Origin of the sequence: Gracilibacillus sp. YIM 98692 (assembly GCF_010993965.1) — a bacterium.
Lineage (GTDB): Bacteria > Bacillota > Bacilli > Bacillales > Amphibacillaceae > Gracilibacillus.
Genome location: NZ_WIXM01000012.1, coordinates 77,066 through 94,846, shown reverse-complemented (window position 1 = coordinate 94,846; position 17,781 = coordinate 77,066). Strand labels below are relative to the sequence as shown.

The 17,781-nt window shown below is 36.1% G+C and carries 18 protein-coding genes; 15 read left to right on the top strand and 3 right to left on the bottom strand.

Going from position 1 to position 17,781, the window contains the following annotated elements:
• Positions 1-364: 364 nt before the first annotated feature.
• The 3 genes from GHD00_RS12380 to GHD00_RS12370 all read left to right on the top strand — a co-directional run bounded on the left by GHD00_RS12380 (position 365) and on the right by GHD00_RS12370 (position 3,192).
• A complete protein-coding gene (locus GHD00_RS12380; RefSeq protein ID WP_163538482.1) occupies positions 365-1,399 on the top strand; it encodes a S8 family peptidase in 1,035 nt (344 codons plus the stop codon).
• Between the two features lie 233 nt (positions 1,400-1,632).
• Positions 1,633-2,196 (top strand): CBO0543 family protein, encoded by a 564-nt coding sequence (locus tag GHD00_RS12375; protein WP_163538481.1) that lies wholly within the window; start codon positions 1,633-1,635, stop codon positions 2,194-2,196.
• A gap of 162 nt (positions 2,197-2,358) precedes the next feature.
• Positions 2,359-3,192, top strand: a complete 834-nt coding sequence (locus tag GHD00_RS12370) for an SPL family radical SAM protein (RefSeq protein WP_163538480.1) — start codon at positions 2,359-2,361, stop codon at positions 3,190-3,192.
• A gap of 150 nt (positions 3,193-3,342) precedes the next feature.
• Here GHD00_RS12370 and GHD00_RS12365 read toward each other — a convergent pair whose 3' ends face one another.
• Positions 3,343-3,882 (bottom strand): helix-turn-helix domain-containing protein, encoded by a 540-nt coding sequence (locus GHD00_RS12365; RefSeq protein WP_163538479.1) that lies wholly within the window; start codon positions 3,880-3,882, stop codon positions 3,343-3,345.
• 329 nt (positions 3,883-4,211) lie between these two features.
• Between GHD00_RS12365 and GHD00_RS12360 the strand changes: the two genes are divergently transcribed.
• Positions 4,212-4,640, top strand: coding sequence for a DoxX family protein (locus GHD00_RS12360; RefSeq protein WP_163538478.1), 429 nt, complete (start codon positions 4,212-4,214; stop codon positions 4,638-4,640).
• Between the two features lie 345 nt (positions 4,641-4,985).
• Entirely contained in the window at positions 4,986-5,720 is a 735-nt protein-coding gene (locus GHD00_RS12355; protein ID WP_163538477.1) for a GTP cyclohydrolase II, read from the top strand.
• Positions 5,721-6,009: 289 nt separating this feature from the next.
• Here the strand turns inward: GHD00_RS12355 and GHD00_RS12350 are convergent, their stop codons facing one another.
• Positions 6,010-6,354, bottom strand: coding sequence for a YuzC family spore coat inner layer protein (locus GHD00_RS12350; protein ID WP_163538476.1), 345 nt, complete (start codon positions 6,352-6,354; stop codon positions 6,010-6,012).
• A 367-nt stretch (positions 6,355-6,721) separates the two neighbouring features.
• On the opposite strand from GHD00_RS12350, the gene GHD00_RS12345 reads away from it, so the two are divergent.
• A complete protein-coding gene (locus GHD00_RS12345; RefSeq protein ID WP_163538475.1) occupies positions 6,722-7,093 on the top strand; it encodes an iron chaperone in 372 nt (123 codons plus the stop codon).
• A gap of 14 nt (positions 7,094-7,107) precedes the next feature.
• On the opposite strand, the gene GHD00_RS12340 is transcribed toward GHD00_RS12345, so the two are convergent.
• Positions 7,108-8,067 (bottom strand): alpha/beta hydrolase, encoded by a 960-nt coding sequence (locus GHD00_RS12340; RefSeq protein ID WP_163538474.1) that lies wholly within the window; start codon positions 8,065-8,067, stop codon positions 7,108-7,110.
• A gap of 121 nt (positions 8,068-8,188) precedes the next feature.
• On the opposite strand from GHD00_RS12340, the gene GHD00_RS12335 reads away from it, so the two are divergent.
• The 9 genes from GHD00_RS12335 to GHD00_RS12295 all read left to right on the top strand — a co-directional run bounded on the left by GHD00_RS12335 (position 8,189) and on the right by GHD00_RS12295 (position 17,724).
• Entirely contained in the window at positions 8,189-8,587 is a 399-nt protein-coding gene (locus GHD00_RS12335) for an ester cyclase (protein WP_163538473.1), read from the top strand.
• Positions 8,588-8,934: 347 nt separating this feature from the next.
• Complete coding sequence (locus GHD00_RS12330) at positions 8,935-9,240, top strand: ArsR/SmtB family transcription factor (protein ID WP_481810388.1); 306 nt, start codon at positions 8,935-8,937, stop codon at positions 9,238-9,240.
• A 12-nt stretch (positions 9,241-9,252) separates the two neighbouring features.
• Positions 9,253-11,838, top strand: coding sequence for a heavy metal translocating P-type ATPase (locus tag GHD00_RS12325; protein ID WP_163538472.1), 2,586 nt, complete (start codon positions 9,253-9,255; stop codon positions 11,836-11,838).
• 392 nt (positions 11,839-12,230) lie between these two features.
• Positions 12,231-13,274 (top strand): ring-opening amidohydrolase, encoded by a 1,044-nt coding sequence (locus GHD00_RS12320; protein WP_163538471.1) that lies wholly within the window; start codon positions 12,231-12,233, stop codon positions 13,272-13,274.
• Positions 13,274-14,278, top strand: coding sequence for an amidohydrolase family protein (locus tag GHD00_RS12315; RefSeq protein WP_163538470.1), 1,005 nt, complete (start codon positions 13,274-13,276; stop codon positions 14,276-14,278). The genes GHD00_RS12320 and GHD00_RS12315 overlap by 1 nt, the downstream gene beginning before the upstream one ends.
• A gap of 22 nt (positions 14,279-14,300) precedes the next feature.
• The gene (locus GHD00_RS12310; protein ID WP_163538469.1) at positions 14,301-15,128 is read left to right on the top strand and encodes an ABC transporter permease; all 828 of its coding nucleotides are present in this window, start codon (positions 14,301-14,303) and stop codon (positions 15,126-15,128) included.
• Positions 15,128-15,922 (top strand): ABC transporter ATP-binding protein, encoded by a 795-nt coding sequence (locus GHD00_RS12305; RefSeq protein ID WP_163538468.1) that lies wholly within the window; start codon positions 15,128-15,130, stop codon positions 15,920-15,922. Before GHD00_RS12310 ends, GHD00_RS12305 begins: the two co-directional genes overlap by 1 nt.
• 11 nt (positions 15,923-15,933) lie before the next feature.
• Positions 15,934-17,034 (top strand): ABC transporter substrate-binding protein, encoded by a 1,101-nt coding sequence (locus tag GHD00_RS12300; RefSeq protein WP_240468682.1) that lies wholly within the window; start codon positions 15,934-15,936, stop codon positions 17,032-17,034.
• Positions 17,035-17,103: 69 nt separating this feature from the next.
• Positions 17,104-17,724 (top strand): cysteine hydrolase family protein, encoded by a 621-nt coding sequence (locus GHD00_RS12295; protein WP_163538467.1) that lies wholly within the window; start codon positions 17,104-17,106, stop codon positions 17,722-17,724.
• Positions 17,725-17,781 lie beyond the last annotated feature (57 nt).

Here is a 17,781-nt window from a genome sequence, read left to right as displayed (position 1 = left end):
TATACAAAAAAACCCCCTATAAAGTAGTCCTTTTTTCAAAGTGTCTACTCTATAGGGTACATTTTATTATGGACAGTCCTTTTTTATTCATAGGTTATAATAAGAATATACGTTCCCTGGGAGGAGGTGAAATCATATTAGTGAATAAAGCGTATAAGTTTCAACTAATCTTTCGAGCATATTTTCCTCAAAAGTATAAAACAGAGTAGCTTTAACATCTGCTTTTCACTGGTATTTCAGAAATGAAAGCGAATCATACAAAAAAAGTACATTATAAAATCTAATCGAACATGATAGATGTCTAGTACACTTTTCCTCCTTGCTGAATTTACTAGTAATAAATGTTGTTGCAAGGAGGAGAAGAATGGCACGGGTACGTTTAATTCCATATAAAATTCAACAACAGCTTAACGACACGAGTGAAATTCCTGCTGGTATAGAAATGATTCAAGCACCCAAAAAGTGGGAAGAAGGTTATAAAGGCAGAGGAGTTGTGGTTGCTGTCATTGATACAGGGTGTGATCGAAACCATCCTGATTTAAGAAATCAAATTATTGATGGGAGAAATTTTACTACTGAAAAATATAGCAATCCTCGAAATTTTTCCGATCAAAACGGACATGGTACACATGTTGCTGGAACGATTGCGGCTGCACTTAATGACCGAGGAGTAGTGGGAGTAGCTCCTGAAGCAAAATTATTAATATTAAAAGCTTTTGATGCCAAGGGTTCTGGAGACTTTCATGGCATTATACAATCGATTCAACATGCTATAAAATGGCGTGGTAAAAATGGGGAAAAAGTTCGAGTTATTTCCATGTCCTGTGGTGCAAAATGGGATGTACCAGAACTTCGTCAAGCGATTCGAAAAGCCGTAGCCAATGACATTTTAGTTGTGTGTGCTGCTGGAAATGAAGGAGATGGAAACGTTCGAACAACAGAACGACTTTATCCCGGGTATTATAAAGAAGTAGTGCAAGTAGGTGCCGTAGATCATGAGGGCAATATGGCGGAATTTACGAATACAAATAATGAGGTTGATCTAGTGGCACCGGGTGTTGATGTGGTGTCCACCTATTTGAATGGGAAATATGCGAAACTGTCGGGAACGTCCATGGCAACCCCGCATGTTTCCGGAGCTGCTGCTATTCTGATTGAGCAAATGGAACAGGAATTGGGGAGAACATTAACAGAACAAGAATTGTATGCTCAACTGGTAAAATCGACGTCTCCATTACAATTAAGTAAAAGAGTAGAAGGTAATGGTCTGATTATGTTAAATAACGAACCTGTATATAAAGAGAATTCGGAGCATCCAAAAGAGGAAAAAATCTCGTCAAAAGCTAAAAGTGATAAAACAGCAGACATTGGTTTTGTCATTCCAGATGTAGAAGTATAGATCTAAGGAGCTGTCTCAAAGTTCATGGAAGCTGACTTTTGAGACAGCTCCTTCTTTATAGAGGGAGTATAAAATTTTAAATTTTAAAGTACAAAGTATAAGTAAAACTAAGAGTTTCATTAGAACTTGGCGATAAGCCGAGTTTTCTTTATTTTTCAGCAACAGTTGAATAATTACCAATATTTCGGAAAAAATATGGTGATGGAGAATTTCTTATAAAAGGAATGAGAATAATGATTATTCCAAAAGAAGCTGTAAAAAAAATAGATGACGTCTATAAAGATTTAGTTAAGACTGATCAAAAATATATGGATATTTGGTTTGAATATGTGTTTTTATCCTGGCAATGGTGGGGTTGTGTCATATTTTCGATCTTTCCCTGGATTTTATGGTGGAAATTTAGAAAAAAGGAGTCCACGCATCGTTTATTATATGGAGCATTTTTTATCATGCTCATTTCGATGTTCCTAGATGCTTTTGGAACAGAACTGGGCTATTGGGATTACCGATATGAACCACTTCCGTTCTTGCCATCTTTCGTACCCTGGGATTTAAGTCTTCTTCCTATTGCTTTTCTTGTTTTTGTGCAAATAAAACCCAATAGTTCTCCTATTTTAAAAGCATTTCTCTACTCATTTTTTTGCACATTTATAGGTGAAACTATTTTTGAATGGCTAGGATTTTATCATTTAATAAAATGGAACCACCTGTATTCATTTCCGATCCATTTTGTAATATTTTTAATGGGATATTTCCTTGTTACAAGCAAGAATTTTGAGGGATTAAAGCATAGGTAAGGCAAAGAATATTTTGTAAAAAACCACCTTAGCGACTGCTAAAATATGACTAATACTGCTTTTTAAGAGAGCGGAGTTATAGTCGTTCTTTTCAAAAGTTGGATAAGTAGGTTAATATATTCTACAGGACTTAAAGATCAAAGTGTTTAAAAGAGGGGGGATATGATCAAACAGTTAAAAGAAACGACGGCAAGGAAGATATTAACGGAAGCAAAAGGTTATTTAGATGTTGGGTTTACACACTCTTTAAATCCGTATAGTGGTTGTGGATTTTCTTGCCTGTACTGTTATGTTAGAGAAATGCCTATCCAAAGATTCAAAGATCTTCCTTGGGGAGAATGGGTGGATATTAAAACAAATGCAGCAGATAATTATAGGAACGAAATCAAGAAACTTCGCAATAAAACAAAAACCGTGAACATTTTTATGTCTTCTGCAACCGATCCCTACCAACCGATTGAACGTGAAGCAAACATTACACGGGGGCTATTAGAAGCAATGATCGAATATCCTCCTGATTTTCTCCAAATTCAAACAAGAGGTCCCCTGATCAAAAGGGATATTGATTTAATCGTTAAATTAAAAGAGAAATGTAAAGTTCTTGTATCCATGACAATCGAAACAGACAGAGAAGATATCAAGCGGTTATTTGCCCCGTACGCACCTGGGATTAAATTACGTTTAAAAGTTTTGAAAGAACTTCATGATGCTGGAATATCCACTCAAGCTTCGATTTCTCCTGCCTTGCCATTTACCCGTGACTTTCCTAAAGCATTGGAAGGAATCGTGGATCATATCTGGATTGATACGTTGAATATAGGGGATGGTTCGATGGGGAAACGCTCAGAGAGATTAGGGATGCCCCAGTTATTTAGAGAAAATGGGTTAGAAAAATGGTATCAAAAAAATTTACACGTGAAAGTGGAAAAGTATTTTAAAAAACATTTCCCTAGTGAAATGGTAAGAGTTTCTAAGAATGAAGCCTTTCCAAAATGAAAAAGTGTTATCAATGAAGTATCTTTTGTAAATGTAAAAAGAGCCAAAATACGCCATTAGTTCATAAAAAAAGATCTCCATCAGTGGGAGGTCTCCATCCCCCACTGATGGTAACACTTTCCATAGATATTAGACATATTTTTTTGCCTCCTACAAAACATCCATTAACTCCGTATCTGAATAAATGGAAATTAACACCACTGCTTTTTCATCTCCAATGTTTTTTACAAAGTGAGGAACACTTGCATTCCAACTGAATGAATCGCCCGCTTCAACAAGTATAGAGTCTTCACCTTGTTCAGCTAGGATTTTGCCTTCTAATACTAGATGGCATTCTTCACCTTCATGGGCATGGGGCTCTCCTATCGTTGTACCAGGAGGGAATTCCACCATCATCATTCTTAATCCTCCCTTTGAAGTTAAATGTTCGATTTTTAAATCATTAAAAGTTGATTTTCTTCTGGAATCTTTGCGTACTACATGCATATGTTGCTTTTTTTCCAAAAGTAAATATGGTAATGGAACCCCTAGGAATGAAGCTATTGTATTTAATGTATTAATGGAAGGGGAAGTGTTATTGTTTTCAACATTGCTAATGAAACCTTTTGAAAGACCGGTTCCTTCAGACATTTGTGCTATCGTTATTTTTTTTCTGTTACGTATTGCACGAATTTTAGTGCCAATATCCAAATGAATCACCTCATAAGTTTGTTTACTAATAGAAAAGATATTTATATATTAGCAAAAAAAGAGTTGACAATCCATCACTTTTATTGTTATCTTATAAACAACAAATATTCATATTAAGAATCTAATAAACTTTAATATATTTTTTTACCCTTATGTTTCCTAATATGAATATTTTATTTTCATTCAAATAAGGTGGTTCCTTTTATAAAGTCATGAAGTGGAAGGGGGGAGTGGAAGAAATAAGTGAGGATAGTAGATGCATTTTGAATATATAACAATGTTTGGCAATTTTCATGATTTTTAAATAAAACATATTGGAGGAGAAGGAAATGATAAATAAATTTGAGATTGGTACCTTCATTTTAAGAGTAGTATTAGGTTTGATATTTTTTGTTCATGGATTAGATAAATTTCAAGGTGGAATTGAAAATACAGCCGGCTGGTTTGAAAGTATTGGCTTACCAGGATTTTTAGCTTATGGTGTGGCATTAGTAGAACTCATTGGTGGAATCGCATTAATCCTTGGTTTATTTAGCAGAGTTGTATCTGGATTATTAGCTATAATTATGGTTGGGGCTATCGTAAAAGTAAAACTGGCTGTTGGCTTTTTAGGGAATGGACAAATGGCAGGATATGAACTAGATTTAGCATTATTGGCAATGGCAGTATTTATTACAATCAATGGCTCAAAGGCATATGCTTTAGATCAAGTCATTTTTAACAGTAAAGAAACTGACAATGCAACTACTTTAAACTAATGAAGTTAAAAGGGCATTACTTCTTATCCAGAGGTAATGCTTTCTTTTACCGTATAGGAAAGTATAAATTGTCAGCAAGGAAGCAATCTCGACGTAGTGGACAATTCTAGGAATATAGATAAGAGCAACTAGGCTACCGCACTGCACCATAAGGCTTGGCGGATAGCCAAGTTTTTCTTTAGGAAAAGATAAAATGAGGATATAAATACCTAAGATCCCTTGAAGGTAGAAAATAATATCCACAATGTTTTTATGTTAGCTAGTAAATCAATTTTAATTATCCATTATTTCTTTAAATATAACACGAAGCTAACTTACAAACTAATGAAAAAAGGTGGACTAACAATGACACAAACAAAGTTAGAATCAAAGGTTCTTTCGCTACTTGAAGATAAAATACAATTAATAAAAACAGAGGAAGGTGCCATTTATTTAGTTGGGCCTATTCGGCTCCCAGTTAATTTATACGGTGAAACCGTTGAATTTAAGTGGTATTGCTGGTTGAATTGTGAAGAAGTAACGAAGAATTATGAAAGAATTATTGATAAATTGTCTTCCTTTAATTTAGCAGAATTTCAACAGTCAAGTGTTCTTGTATATGGGGATTTTGAATATGACGATGATGCGATTATTAGGTTCCATTCTATTTGTCATACAGGAGATATTTTAGGAAGTAAAAGGTGTGATTGCGGCTTCCAATTGAAACAATCTATGAGAAATATTGTGGAACACGGTACTGGTGCATTATTTTATTTAGCGAATCATGAAGGAAGAGGTATTGGTTTATTTAGTAAAGCAATGGCTTATATCCTCCAAGAAAATGATTATGACACCGTTGAAGCAAATGAAGCCCTTGGCTTTGTAGATGATTCTAGAAATTATAGTGATGCGATAGCAGTATTAAAAGTATTAAGAAATAAACCTGTTACTCTAATGACCAATAATCCTCGAAAATTAAAAGCTTTAAAAGAAGCGGGTTTACCTGTGTCCGGAAGAGAGGCATTATGGGGAGATCGTTCAGAGTATAATGAAAAATATTTAGAGACAAAAGTAAATCGTGCTGGTCATATCATAGAGTAAAAGACATGGAGAAAACTGGAGTCTAGTATCTTTTTGATCTAATAGAAATGCGGTTGATATTTGGGTAGCTGTCCCTCCCTCGAATTTTGTCAAATGGAATGTAAGGGGGGGATAGGTGCTTATTTTTTGTTTGATAAAAGGAGTGATGAAGGAAGTAGAAAAGCGAGGAATCGCGATTTCCCACCGTTTAAAAATAATGCGAGACACTGAACTATTTTTAACAAACGGGGTGGGGGACGAACAAGAGCCAAACCTGTGAAATGACTTGGTTTGACTCCTTGACTTTATGCTAACGCCAGCGCAATGCAATGGATAGCTTGCAACAATCTATATTGGCTACCTTTGATGTGAATTCTAACCGTAAGCTATCAGGATTGAAATGAATATCTACATCTGATGTAACTCCAATAGAATGAATTAACCGATTAACTTCCTCGATATCTGAGGCTTGTGCAGCATACATTAATTGAGCGTCAAATTCTTTTGACTCAGATAATTTATTAAGAACCATGCTAGCTTCATTCATAAGTTTTTTAGATTCATTTGCTGATTGATACAATAGATCAGGATTGACAGGTGGAAATTGACGGGTTGGCCAATAAGCAGCATGGTCAGGTTGATACCAATGATACATGGGCAGACTTCCCTCCTTGAAAATACATATAATAAACTATATGCACCATCGCTTGTTTTAGGGAATGGGAAAACTCGGATAGTAGAGTGGTCACCGCCACGTGCGGACATATGTTCCTTTATTTTTGGCAAAAAAGGTGTTTTTAGATGGCTTATGGACATTGGTTCCTTTATTCAGCGAAAAGGCATTCGTTTTGCCAAGGTTTTGATCATATAACGTACCTGATGTCCGAAACTTTCTTCAAAAATGCTGTTTGCTAGAAATAACGTACTCAGTGTCCGTCAATATCCTTGAAAACCGTCCAAACATATGCAATTATTTATTCATTAACGACATTATTCTTTTTTCACGTTAAGGAGGGAACAATATGGAAGTTTTTGCAGATTATTTAGCGAATATTGATAACCCGCAACATCGGGCCCGAACGGAAGAAGTTTTGGCTTGGGTGACGGAGAAATTCCCAAATTTAGTGCCAGCAATCAAGTGGAATCAGCCTATGTTTACCGATCATGGTACCTTTATTATTGGCTTTAGCATAGCCAAACATCATTTGGCTGCTGCTCCTGAAAGGGCTGGGATTATTCATTTTTCTGATGAAATTGTACAGGCTGGCTATGATCACAGCAAGATGTTGGTACGTTTCCCGTGGGATCGTCCGGTTGATTTCTCATTACTTGAAAAAATGATCGAGTTTAATATTTCGGATAAGGAAGACTGTTCCACTTTTTGGCGGAAATAAAAGATAGGATAAGCCTAAGTTTTCACTTCTTTTGAGAGGAAACGGACAATCTGTTGAAGCACTTGGTTACGTATATCAAGTTTTTCATTAAACAATTGATGTCTGCCGTTTTTTATCATACTCACATGTAATTTGGTGAATTTTTCCTCCACAAAATTTAGATTATATTTCCATTCTACCGTTTTATCTTTTGTTCCTTGAATCAACAGTGTTTCTTTATTAGATGTGGGATAGGTATGAATTTCTTTGTTCCAATGGATGAGTGAGCTTAACCATTCTGTTGGAATTGCTTTTGGTTGCAAAGGATCTTTTTCTATAAAGTTAAGAAATTTTTTATCTGAGGAATTATTCCGAAAATTTCGGTGAATATCCTCAATGAACGGGAATGGCTTCGTCAGATAAAAGCCTAATTTTGAAAAAAACCAAAAATTAGATCTTACCAAAGGAGCTGCCAATATAACTTTATCAAAATGTGTTTCTTTCTGTTTTAAAACATAATTTATCAAAATAGCCCCGCCTGTACTATGCCCGATCGCATAAAAAGGTGCAGATAATTCTTGCTTGGTTTTGTTCATCAATTTTTCAAGGGTTATGACATAATCTGAAAAGCTCTGGACAGAGGCTTCTTCTCCTTCCGACAGACCATGGCCTTGTAAATCATAACTGATGACCCGGTATTTGTGCTGGTTTAAATATTGAATGACATTTTTTAAAATACCTACATGATCCAAATAACCATGAAGTAATACAATAGTACCGATGCTTTCTTTTGGTGAAAACATTTGAACCATGATTTGTGTTCCATCAATATTTATCTTTCCAAAATGATAATTGATATCTTCTATATGAAAACCGTAATAATCAAGGTAGGATTGCAAATCAGATGTAAGGGTATTGGCTTTTTTGAAATCAATAGGTTGATTCGAGTTAGATAATCGCTTTAAGATCTTTTGTAAGTCTTTTTTTTCGTTCATAGCTATTATCCTTCCGTGAAATCTTTACGATTAGTATAGCTATTATGGAAGTGAACTATGCCCCAAAAAGGAATGTTCTCACGCTCCTAGCATATTTTAGATTAAAAGGAGAGTGAGAAAAATGAATAAAGAAGTTGCAGAGAATTTCCATGAAGTCGTGTTAAACAATGGCCGTTATGATGAAGCAAAAAGATATGTTTCAAATGAAGTTGTTTTTAGGTTAAATCAGAATGATCCACTATTAGGAATTAAAGAGTTTGAAAGTCACATGTCTCCTATTCAAATTGCTTTTCCCGATTTAACATATGTAACAGAAGATATCATAGAAGAGGGAGATACAATTGCTCTTTATTGGATTTCAACTGGTACGCATAAAGCAAGTCTTGGGGAAATATCTGCAACTGGTAGAAAAATAACACTGAAAGGATTATCACTTTTTCGATTGGAAGGAGGAAAAATTAAAGAAAATATTGTTTTTTTTAATGAATCAGAAATTCCAAAACAATTAGGTGTTCTATAGTTGAGGATGGACTGTCACTTCCCGTATTTTGCTGGATGAAGGGGAGGGGCAGTTTTTTGTTTTGGGAAAAAACTGCGAAATGGTGTGCACTCTGGGGCTGATTTAAATGTTTCTGCATGCTAGCCTATTTGGAAAAATAGATTGGGCTAGGAGTGGTATCAGGCACCATTAATCAACCTATCAAAGCAGGATAACATAAGAAAGAAACACATCTTTCATAAGGAAGGTGTGTTTTTTTATGTAGTCTTTTTGACACACATATTAGAAATTGTTAATATGTTAGTAACAAAACATATTAGGTGAATCTAATATGATGGAGGGTTGATAAATTGATACAAAAGGTTGATATGGATACAAAAGTTAAGTTTTTACATGGATTTGCACATAAAATAAGAATTCAAATTCTTGAGTGTATTAAAGAAGAAGAAAAAACGGTATCACAAATTGTGAAGGACTTAAATGGTAATCAATCGAGTATATCGCAGCATTTAGCGTGTTTAAAAGGCTGTGGGCTTATTAGAGGAAGACAAGAAGGCAAATACATGTATTACAGTTTACGTAATCAACAAGTACGTGATTTATTATCGATGTTTGATGCAGTTCTTGAAGATGTCGAAAATGATGTCGAATCCTGTGAAAATCATATAGATTAGGACGTGATATAAATGGCAGACAAATGTTGCCGTTCTAAAAAAAACATAAAGGTTCAAGATAATAGTAGTTGCTGTAGTAATTCCAATGAAAATGTGAAATCAACAAACGAAAAAGAAACGGATAGCTGTTGCAGTAGTCAAGCATCATCTAAAAGAGAAGAAGAAACAACAACATCTTGTTGCAGCAGCAATCATGATGAAGGAAATCAACCAATCACGAATGAAAAATCAAGTTGTTGTAGTAGTACAGTTGAACAGCCATCGAACAGTACCAATCCCATGCAGTCTGGTGAGAAGGTAGAATATCGAGTAGACGGGATGGATTGTCCTTCCTGTGCCTTAACTATAGAAAAGGGATTGAATAAACTAGATAACATACAAGAAGCAAAAGTGAATTATAACACTGCGAAATTACAAGTCATTGGCAACAATGCGCTTTCTCTTGAAAATGTAGAAAATGAAGTCCAAAAACTAGGGTTTCAAGTGGAACCGTTGAAACAAAACAAAAATGTTAAAACATATAACGTAGCGGGAATGGACTGTGGCAGCTGTGCCAAAAGTATCGAAAATCACCTGAATACTATTCCGTCCGTTCATAATGTGAGTGTAAGTTTTGCTACTGGAAAAATGAATGTGGAACACGAAAATAGTGTGGAAGATATCGTTTCAGAAGTATCTAAAATTGGTTATGATGCTTCATTGCTTACGAATAGCAATAAATCCAAAAAGCAGACAAAGAACAAAGAAGGGTATAGTTTAATCACCTTCACTGGCATTTTAATTGCCTTTGGTTTCTTGGGTTCCTACATGGGAATGCCCCCGTTGCTTTCCACCATCTTATATGCAGCGGCTATTGTTATAAGTGGTTATAAACCTGTGAAGAGCGCTTACTATGCTATCAAAAGTCGTTCATTAGATATGAATGTTTTAATGTCAGCTGCTGCAATTGGGGCAGCTTTGATTGGGGAATGGTTTGAAGGGGCAACCGTAGTTTGGTTATTTGCATTAGGAACGGCCCTTCAAAATAGGTCAATTGAGCAAACAAGGAAATCTATTCGTAATTTAATGGATTTAGCCCCTGCTGAGGCGTGGATGAAAGCTGGGTCAGAATTAGTCAAAAAGCCAGTAGAAGAAGTTTCAGTGGGAGAGACAGTTGTTATTAAGCCAGGTGATCGAATTCCGTTAGACGGGAAAATCATTCAAGGTGAAACCAGCGTGAATCAAGCGCCTATTACAGGAGAGTCCATTCCAGTTGATAAATTAATCGGAGATACCGTTTATGCAGGTACGATTAATGAAAGTGGTTCTCTTGAAGTGAAAGTCACTAAATTAGCAGAAGATACGACCATATCAAAAATTATTCATTTAGTGGAAGAGGCTCAGGAACAAAAAGCTCCTACTCAAGCATTTATAGATAAGTTTGCAAGTATTTATACACCTATCGTGTTTGTTTTGGCATTATTTGTAATAGTTCTGCCTCCATTATTCGGTTTTGGTACTTGGGGAGAATGGGTTTATAAAGGACTTGCGTTGTTAGTGGTTGCTTGTCCTTGTGCATTAGTCATATCTACTCCTGTTGCCATTGTTTCAGCTATTGGAAATGCCGCTAAAAATGGTGTTCTCATAAAAGGCGGTACATTCCTGGAAAAGGCAGGCGCTATGAATGCCATTGCGTTTGATAAAACAGGTACATTAACGGAAGGAAAACCTAAAGTCTCTGAAATCAAGGCATTATCCACGTCAGAAGACGAGTTATTATCCATCGCCTTAACATTAGAAGATTATTCCACACATCCAATAGCAAAAACCGTTGTTGAATATGCAAAAGATAAAGGTGTTAGCTTTAAAAATGGCGAGTTGTTTAAAAGTATAGTCGGAAAAGGTGTTCAAGCAACGATTGATGGTGATGTTTATTACGCTGGTAATTTAAAATTGTTTGAAGAAATGGATATGTCTTTAGGTAATGTGAGGACCCAAGTACAAGAGATTCAAAGTCAAGGAAAAACGGTAGTGATCATCGGTACAGAAACAGAAGTAATGGGTATTATCTCTGTTTCTGATACGATTCGCCCAACTACTGTTCAAGCACTAAATGGCTTGAAACAAGTCGGCATCAATCAAGTTGTCATGCTAACTGGTGATAATGAAGGTACCGCAAAAATGATTTCAAAAGAAGCAAATGTGAGCAGATATTTTGCTGAATTATTGCCAGAGGATAAAGTAAATGCCATTAAACAATTACAAAGTGAAGGTCATAAAGTAGCAATGGTAGGTGATGGCATAAATGATGCACCAGCACTTGCCACATCTCATTTAGGAATTGCTATGGGTGGTGCAGGAACGGATACGGCAATGGAGACTGCTGATATTGTCTTAATGGCAGATAATCTAGAAAAATTGCCGCATACAGTTAAATTAAGTAGAAAAGCATTAGCCATTATTAAACAAAACATTTGGTTTTCTTTAATCGTAAAATTTATAGCATTAGTTCTTATATTCCCAGGATGGCTGACACTTTGGTTAGCTGTATTAAGTGATACAGGTGCCGCTGTTATCGTTATTTTAAATGCTTTACGTCTTTTGAAGGTTAAAAGTTAAGATGAGAAAGGCATACAGAATGTACTCATTCTGTATGCCTTTTTTTTTGCGTGTTAGGAAAGCAGGAGTTTGAGTGCCTGTCATTTCCCTTATTAGAAAAAACGGGAGTGTTTTAAGGTGACCTCCAAAAGTTAGATTGTTTGGTCTAACTTTTGGGGGTCGGCACATTTTGTCCGGTTTTTATAAAGTTTTATGACATTTACTGAACTTCAATGTTATCGGTGATGTTAAATTATGTGACGATATTTAAATTAAATCTAACAAAAGACTTCATAATTATTAATTTCTTATAAAAACAATGTAAATTTATTGTGTTTTTATACTAAATACTTTTGAATTTTCAGATGCTACAATTTTTAATATAAAATTTATTGAACAAAAGAGGGATGGAAATGAATTATCAATTAATACGTTGTGACATGCAAGATCCAGGCGATGTGTCAGGGATGAGGAGGTTATTAGAAGACAAAGTGATTGAAGCATCAGAAATCAAAGCAATTATTGCTCAAACAGAAGGAGATGGATATGCAAGAGGTTATGCAACTCTTTCATTTCAAGTTTTACTATCAAAATACCTTAATATGAGTCATCAGGAAATTTTTGATCAAATACCAATGATGATGATTGGCAAAACAGGAGGGTTGATGACTCCTCATTATACATTATTTATTAAAAAAGAAACGGAGATACAAACGGATGAGAAGCGTTTTGCTTTTGGGATTGCTTCCACTCCTATTTTAAAAAAAGAACAAATTGGTACATTACAACAGGTTGATCTTGTGGCAAATGCAGTAAGGGAAGCTATTGCTGATGCTGGAATTGACTCATTGTCAGATGTCAAATGTGTGGAGGTGAAATGCCCATGGGGTGACGGTGGTGTAATGTCGAAGGCTGCATCAGCACTTGGATCAGCGGTAGCTTTGGAAGAAGTAAATCGTTCCATGATAAAGGAAGATTCGATCAATCAAAATCATAATTTATACTCAAAAAAAACATCAGTATCAGCAGGTCAGGAGCAAACATCGGCTCGAGTGATTGTGATGGGAAACACAAAAGCTTCCTCGAGTGACTTGTTAATTGGATCAGGTGTGATGGAGGATGCATTAGACTTAGAAGGGCTTTATCACGCATTTGAAGATATTGGCATAAATCAGAAAGGTTATTTAAAGAAAGAAGTACAAGATCAAGTGGTACAAGTATTTGTCAATGCTGGAGCAGACGCTATTTCTGCAATTCGTGAACGAAGACATACCATGCATTCAGATGCATTAGCTATGCACGCAGGAATTGTAGCTAAAGCAGTTGCTAATGCAGTGGTAGGTAGTTATATCGGAGAGACTCGAATATTATGCTCAGCGGGATCAGAACACCAAGGCCCACAAGGAGCAAATTTAGTTGCACCTGTAATTAGAATGACTAACAAAGGAGCGGTTTGATGCAAATATCAGGATGGATGAATTATCACACCCACATTGATAAAGGGTTTCTACCAGAGAATCAAAAATATAAAGATGCTGAAGCACCTGTAAGAGCAGCTTGGACAAGGGACATAAAGATGATGCGGTCGAAAGCAGAAATAAAGCAAGCGGCTGCTCAATCATTGGAAAAAATGTATCAGTATGGAACTTCTTATGTTCGAACAAATGTCGATGTCGACCCATTATTTGAATTACGAGGGTTAGAAGCCTTATTAGAACTGAAAGAAGAATGGAAGGAAAAAATAGTAATTGATATTGTGGCTTTTAACCAAGAAGGGTTTGATCGTTTTCCGGAAACAGAAGTGCTATTAAAGGAAGCGATAAAGTTAGGTGTCGATGGTATCGGTGGGCATACAAGCATGGATGAAGATGGTGAAGCACATATCGATAAAATAATGGATCTTGCAGAAAAAGCCAGTGTCGACTGGATTGAATTTCATACTGATGAAACGGGCAGGATAGATGATTTCCATTTACCTTATTTGGCGAAAGTGACAAAGGAGAGAGAATTAGGAGAGAAAATGACGGCCATCCACTGTTGTTCATTAGCGAATGTCAAGGATGATCTAGCTTCGAAAACGATTGAAGCTGTAGCGCAATCAGGAATGTCTGTCACTACATGTCCAACAGCAATTGCTACGCGATCCTTGACAAGAATTAAAGAGTTGTCATCAGCAGGTGTACCCATTCAAGTCGGATCGGATAACCTTCGTGATTTTTTTAATCCATTAGGAAGTGGAAATATGCTTCAATATGGCCAACTGTTAGCCTATGTGCAAAGATTTTATGAACCAGCGGAGGTTGAAAATATTTTGGAATGGTTACAAAAAGCACCTTCAAATTCACGAGTTCAAAGTGAATTAAAAAAATTAAAGCATACCTTTTTATATAAAATTGATGCTGAAAGGGAGTTGTTAGCCGAAGCACCTGCACCGATAAAAAAGGCAGCTGTTACTTTATGAGTAGAAATAAGGAGGTGAGGAAGTGGAAAGTAAAATGGAGATAGATAGGATTCGGCGTATACAAGGTGAAAAAAAGAGTCTCATTGTTATTCCAAAATCCGTTTGGGCGGCTTTAACTTTGGTCGGATTAGTTATCCTTTGGGAGATATTATCAAAGTTATTAGAAATCCCAGCCTATATTTTACCATCACCAATAGAGATTGTTAGCAGGTTAGTGAAGGAAATATCCATGCTTTGGGGTCATGCGATTGCGACATTAACAGAAGTGATATTAGGTTTTGGGCTTAGTTTGCTGATTGGTATACCGATGGCTATAACGATTGTGTATTCTCGATATCTCGCTAATTCCATCTATCCAATTATTATCGGAATTCAGTGTTTACCCATGGTGTCGATTGCTCCGATCTTGGTTATCTGGTTTGGTTATGGCTTAATAACCAAAGTAATCCTAGCTTGTTTAATTTCATTCTTTCCAGTAGTAATAAATGCTGTCAATGGCTTTCGATCATTGGATAAGGAAATGCATGATTTAGGGCGTTCGCTAGGAATATCAGAAGCGAAAATATTCATTTATTTTCGGCTTCCAAATGCGTTGCCACATCTTTTTGCAGGATTCAAAGTAGGTGTGACCTTGGCAGTAGTCGGGGCGATTGTTGGTGAGTTTGTTGCGTCAGAAAGAGGTTTAGGTTATCTGCAATTAACCGCGAATGCCAGGCTGGATACAGAGCTTGTTTTCGTTACAATTGTTGTTTTGGCGATCGTCGGGATCGTGTTATTCTTAATCGTCCATCTATTAGAAAGGTTGCTGATGCCATGGTATCACGCCAATAAAGCAGGGGGGGATCATTAGTGTCTAATTATTTACAACTATACGCTGTGGACAAGGTTTTTCATACAAAGACAGGAGATATCCAAGCATTATCAAATATACATTTAAACATTGAAAATGGAGAATTTTTGTCAGTAGTAGGTCCGAGCGGCTGTGGTAAAAGTACCATTATGAGAATTATTGCCGGATTGGACAAACCCTCTAATGGATCTGTAGAAGTCAATGAAAGTGAATTGAAAGGAATTGCAGATGGGGCAGCTATTGTCTTTCAAAAGGATGTCTTACTTGCTTGGAGATCTGTTTTGGATAATGTCACCCTCCCTTTAGAATTAAAAGGAATTACTTGGTTTGATCGCAGCAATCATCAAACCAATCGAGCGAAGGCCTTAGAATTATTAGAATCGGTAGGTCTAAAAGGATTTGAAAATAAATATCCACATGAATTATCAGGGGGCATGCGTCAACGAGTATCTATATGTCGAGCGTTAATCCAAGACCCCAAATTATTATTAATGGATGAGCCTTTTGGAGCTTTAGACGCTTTAACACGGGAACAGATGATGTATGATTTGTTGAAGCTGTCTAATAAATATAAATTTACAACGGTTTTTATTACGCACAGTATCGAAGAAGCTGTATTTTTATCTGATCGAGTAATTGTGATGTCAGAACGCCCAGGAACCATTTTAAAGGAATTACCGATTCAATTAACAAGACCTCGTGATAACCACACACGCTCAAATGATATATTTAGTGAAAATGTAAATGAAATTCGTGATATTTTCCAATCTCAAGGTATATTAGCAGAAAATTAGGAGGAGATACGATGAAAAAAATGAAATGGTTAGTATTAACTACTTTGTTGATGGCGTTAATGGTGCTAGTCGCTTGTCAGGAGGAGACATCCGGTGCAAAAGAGCCGGAAGAGCCACAAAATGAGAAGGAAGAAGTAAAGGATACAGGTAGTGAGGCAGATGTTGTTGAGGTAGAGAATAAAGATGAGATAGAAATAGGAGAACCTGAAGTCACTGATGTTACATTGCGTTTAAATTGGAGATTTAAAGGAGAATTTACTCCGTTTTTTGTCGCCAAGCAAAAAGGTATCTTTGAGAAATATGGCCTGGAAGTAGAAGTGTTGGAAGGCAATGGATCAACTAATACTATGCAAACCATATCACAAGGACAGGATGACTTCGGGATTACATCGACAGTAGAGCCTTCTCAAGGTATTGAACAAGATATGCCGATAAAAATGATTGCATCCTATATGAATCGTTCCCCTATAATGATTGCTTCACATCCTGATACACCAGTAGAAACACCCAAGGATTTAGAAGGTAAGCGAATAGCAATGTCTATTTCATCAACTTTTACAAACATTTTTCCGAACTTTCTAGACAGTCATGATGTAGATGCGTCGCAAGTAGACGCTGTGCAAGTAGAAACTTCGGCAAGGAATGGTGTTTTCTTAAACAAAGAAGTAGATGCGGTTGCTATCTTTGCGACAAATGAATATCCGATTTTTGAACAGGAATTAGGTGTTGACTTAACACCATTATATTTAGCGGATTTTGAGTATGATTTGTCAGGTTTAACGATGATAGGGAATACGGAGTTTCTTGATCAAAACCCGAATACGGTTAAGCGATTTTTAGCTGCTATTGATGAAGCATTCCATTATACTTTTGAAAATAAGGAAGAATCTATTTCGATTGTATTAGAATTATTCCCTGATGCAACTGATGAAAACACGGTCAGTAGTCAGTTGGATTTACTTGAAGAAATTTCAGTATTTGATAATGAAGCATATGGAACGATGACGGAGCAAAACATGAATAATACATTAGAAATTTTAGAAAGTAGTAATCTAATTAGCGAAAGGGCTGATTTAGAACGGTACTATACAAATGAATATTTACCACAATAAATTATTGAATAATTCATAGGGAGTTATCTTCCCTGTGAATTATTTTCCTATCATAAGGAGGAAAAAAAGATGTGCTATAATCCTAAGAAATTGTGCCTTGAGAAAAGGTCGGCCTTAATGATTATTGATATGCAAAATGATTTTGTGAATGAGCAAGGAGCATTTGCCAAATCAGGGGTAGATGTTAAACGCTACCAAGCATTAGAACCCACGATACTGTCTATGATTGAACTTGCTCGAAAAGAAGGAATCCCCATTATTTTCGTACAAATGGAACATAATGATGAAAACGACGGCGATGGGGCTTGGAAGGAAAGGAGGATAGCAAAAAAACATCCTAATACATGTCGTGAAGGAACATGGGGCGTAGAATTCTATAATCACATACAACCAATGAAAGAGGATATAGTGATTAAAAAACATCGATACACCGCATTTATTAATAAAGAATTACACCAAAAACTTCAATCGATGAAAATTGAGACTTTAATTTTTGCGGGGATTAACACGAATACTTGTGTAGAATCCACTGTTCGTGACGCTCACCATTTGGATTATCATGTTGTTGTGATAGAGGATGCGACAACAGCAGCGTTTGATGATGCCTATGAACCAAGTTTAAAAAATATTAGAAGGCATTATGGTGCTGTTATCGGTAATGAAACATGGCAACAATATTATGCTAACTAGAAGGATCGAGAGTTAACGTGTAAAATAAAGGTGACAGTAGCATTTGAATATGATCTT

Bases quoted from the DNA above. Each gene is read 5' to 3' on its own strand.
- GHD00_RS12315 (WP_163538470.1), top strand. From the start codon at position 13,274: ATGCAAATATCAGGATGGATGAATTATCACACCCACATTGATAAAGGG.
- GHD00_RS12360 (WP_163538478.1), top strand. From the start codon at position 4,212: ATGATAAATAAATTTGAGATTGGTACCTTCATTTTAAGAGTAGTATTA.
- GHD00_RS12330 (WP_481810388.1), top strand. From the start codon at position 8,935: ATGGATACAAAAGTTAAGTTTTTACATGGATTTGCACATAAAATAAGA.
- GHD00_RS12350 (WP_163538476.1), bottom strand. From the start codon at position 6,354: ATGTATCATTGGTATCAACCTGACCATGCTGCTTATTGGCCAACCCGT.
- GHD00_RS12335 (WP_163538473.1), top strand. From the start codon at position 8,189: ATGAATAAAGAAGTTGCAGAGAATTTCCATGAAGTCGTGTTAAACAAT.
- GHD00_RS12375 (WP_163538481.1), top strand. From the start codon at position 1,633: ATGATTATTCCAAAAGAAGCTGTAAAAAAAATAGATGACGTCTATAAA.
- GHD00_RS12345 (WP_163538475.1), top strand. From the start codon at position 6,722: ATGGAAGTTTTTGCAGATTATTTAGCGAATATTGATAACCCGCAACAT.
- GHD00_RS12320 (WP_163538471.1), top strand. From the start codon at position 12,231: ATGAATTATCAATTAATACGTTGTGACATGCAAGATCCAGGCGATGTG.
- GHD00_RS12370 (WP_163538480.1), top strand. From the start codon at position 2,359: ATGATCAAACAGTTAAAAGAAACGACGGCAAGGAAGATATTAACGGAA.
- GHD00_RS12340 (WP_163538474.1), bottom strand. From the start codon at position 8,067: ATGAACGAAAAAAAAGACTTACAAAAGATCTTAAAGCGATTATCTAAC.
- GHD00_RS12355 (WP_163538477.1), top strand. From the start codon at position 4,986: ATGACACAAACAAAGTTAGAATCAAAGGTTCTTTCGCTACTTGAAGAT.
- GHD00_RS12300 (WP_240468682.1), top strand. From the start codon at position 15,934: ATGAAAAAAATGAAATGGTTAGTATTAACTACTTTGTTGATGGCGTTA.
- GHD00_RS12380 (WP_163538482.1), top strand. From the start codon at position 365: ATGGCACGGGTACGTTTAATTCCATATAAAATTCAACAACAGCTTAAC.
- GHD00_RS12295 (WP_163538467.1), top strand. From the start codon at position 17,104: ATGTGCTATAATCCTAAGAAATTGTGCCTTGAGAAAAGGTCGGCCTTA.
- GHD00_RS12325 (WP_163538472.1), top strand. From the start codon at position 9,253: ATGGCAGACAAATGTTGCCGTTCTAAAAAAAACATAAAGGTTCAAGAT.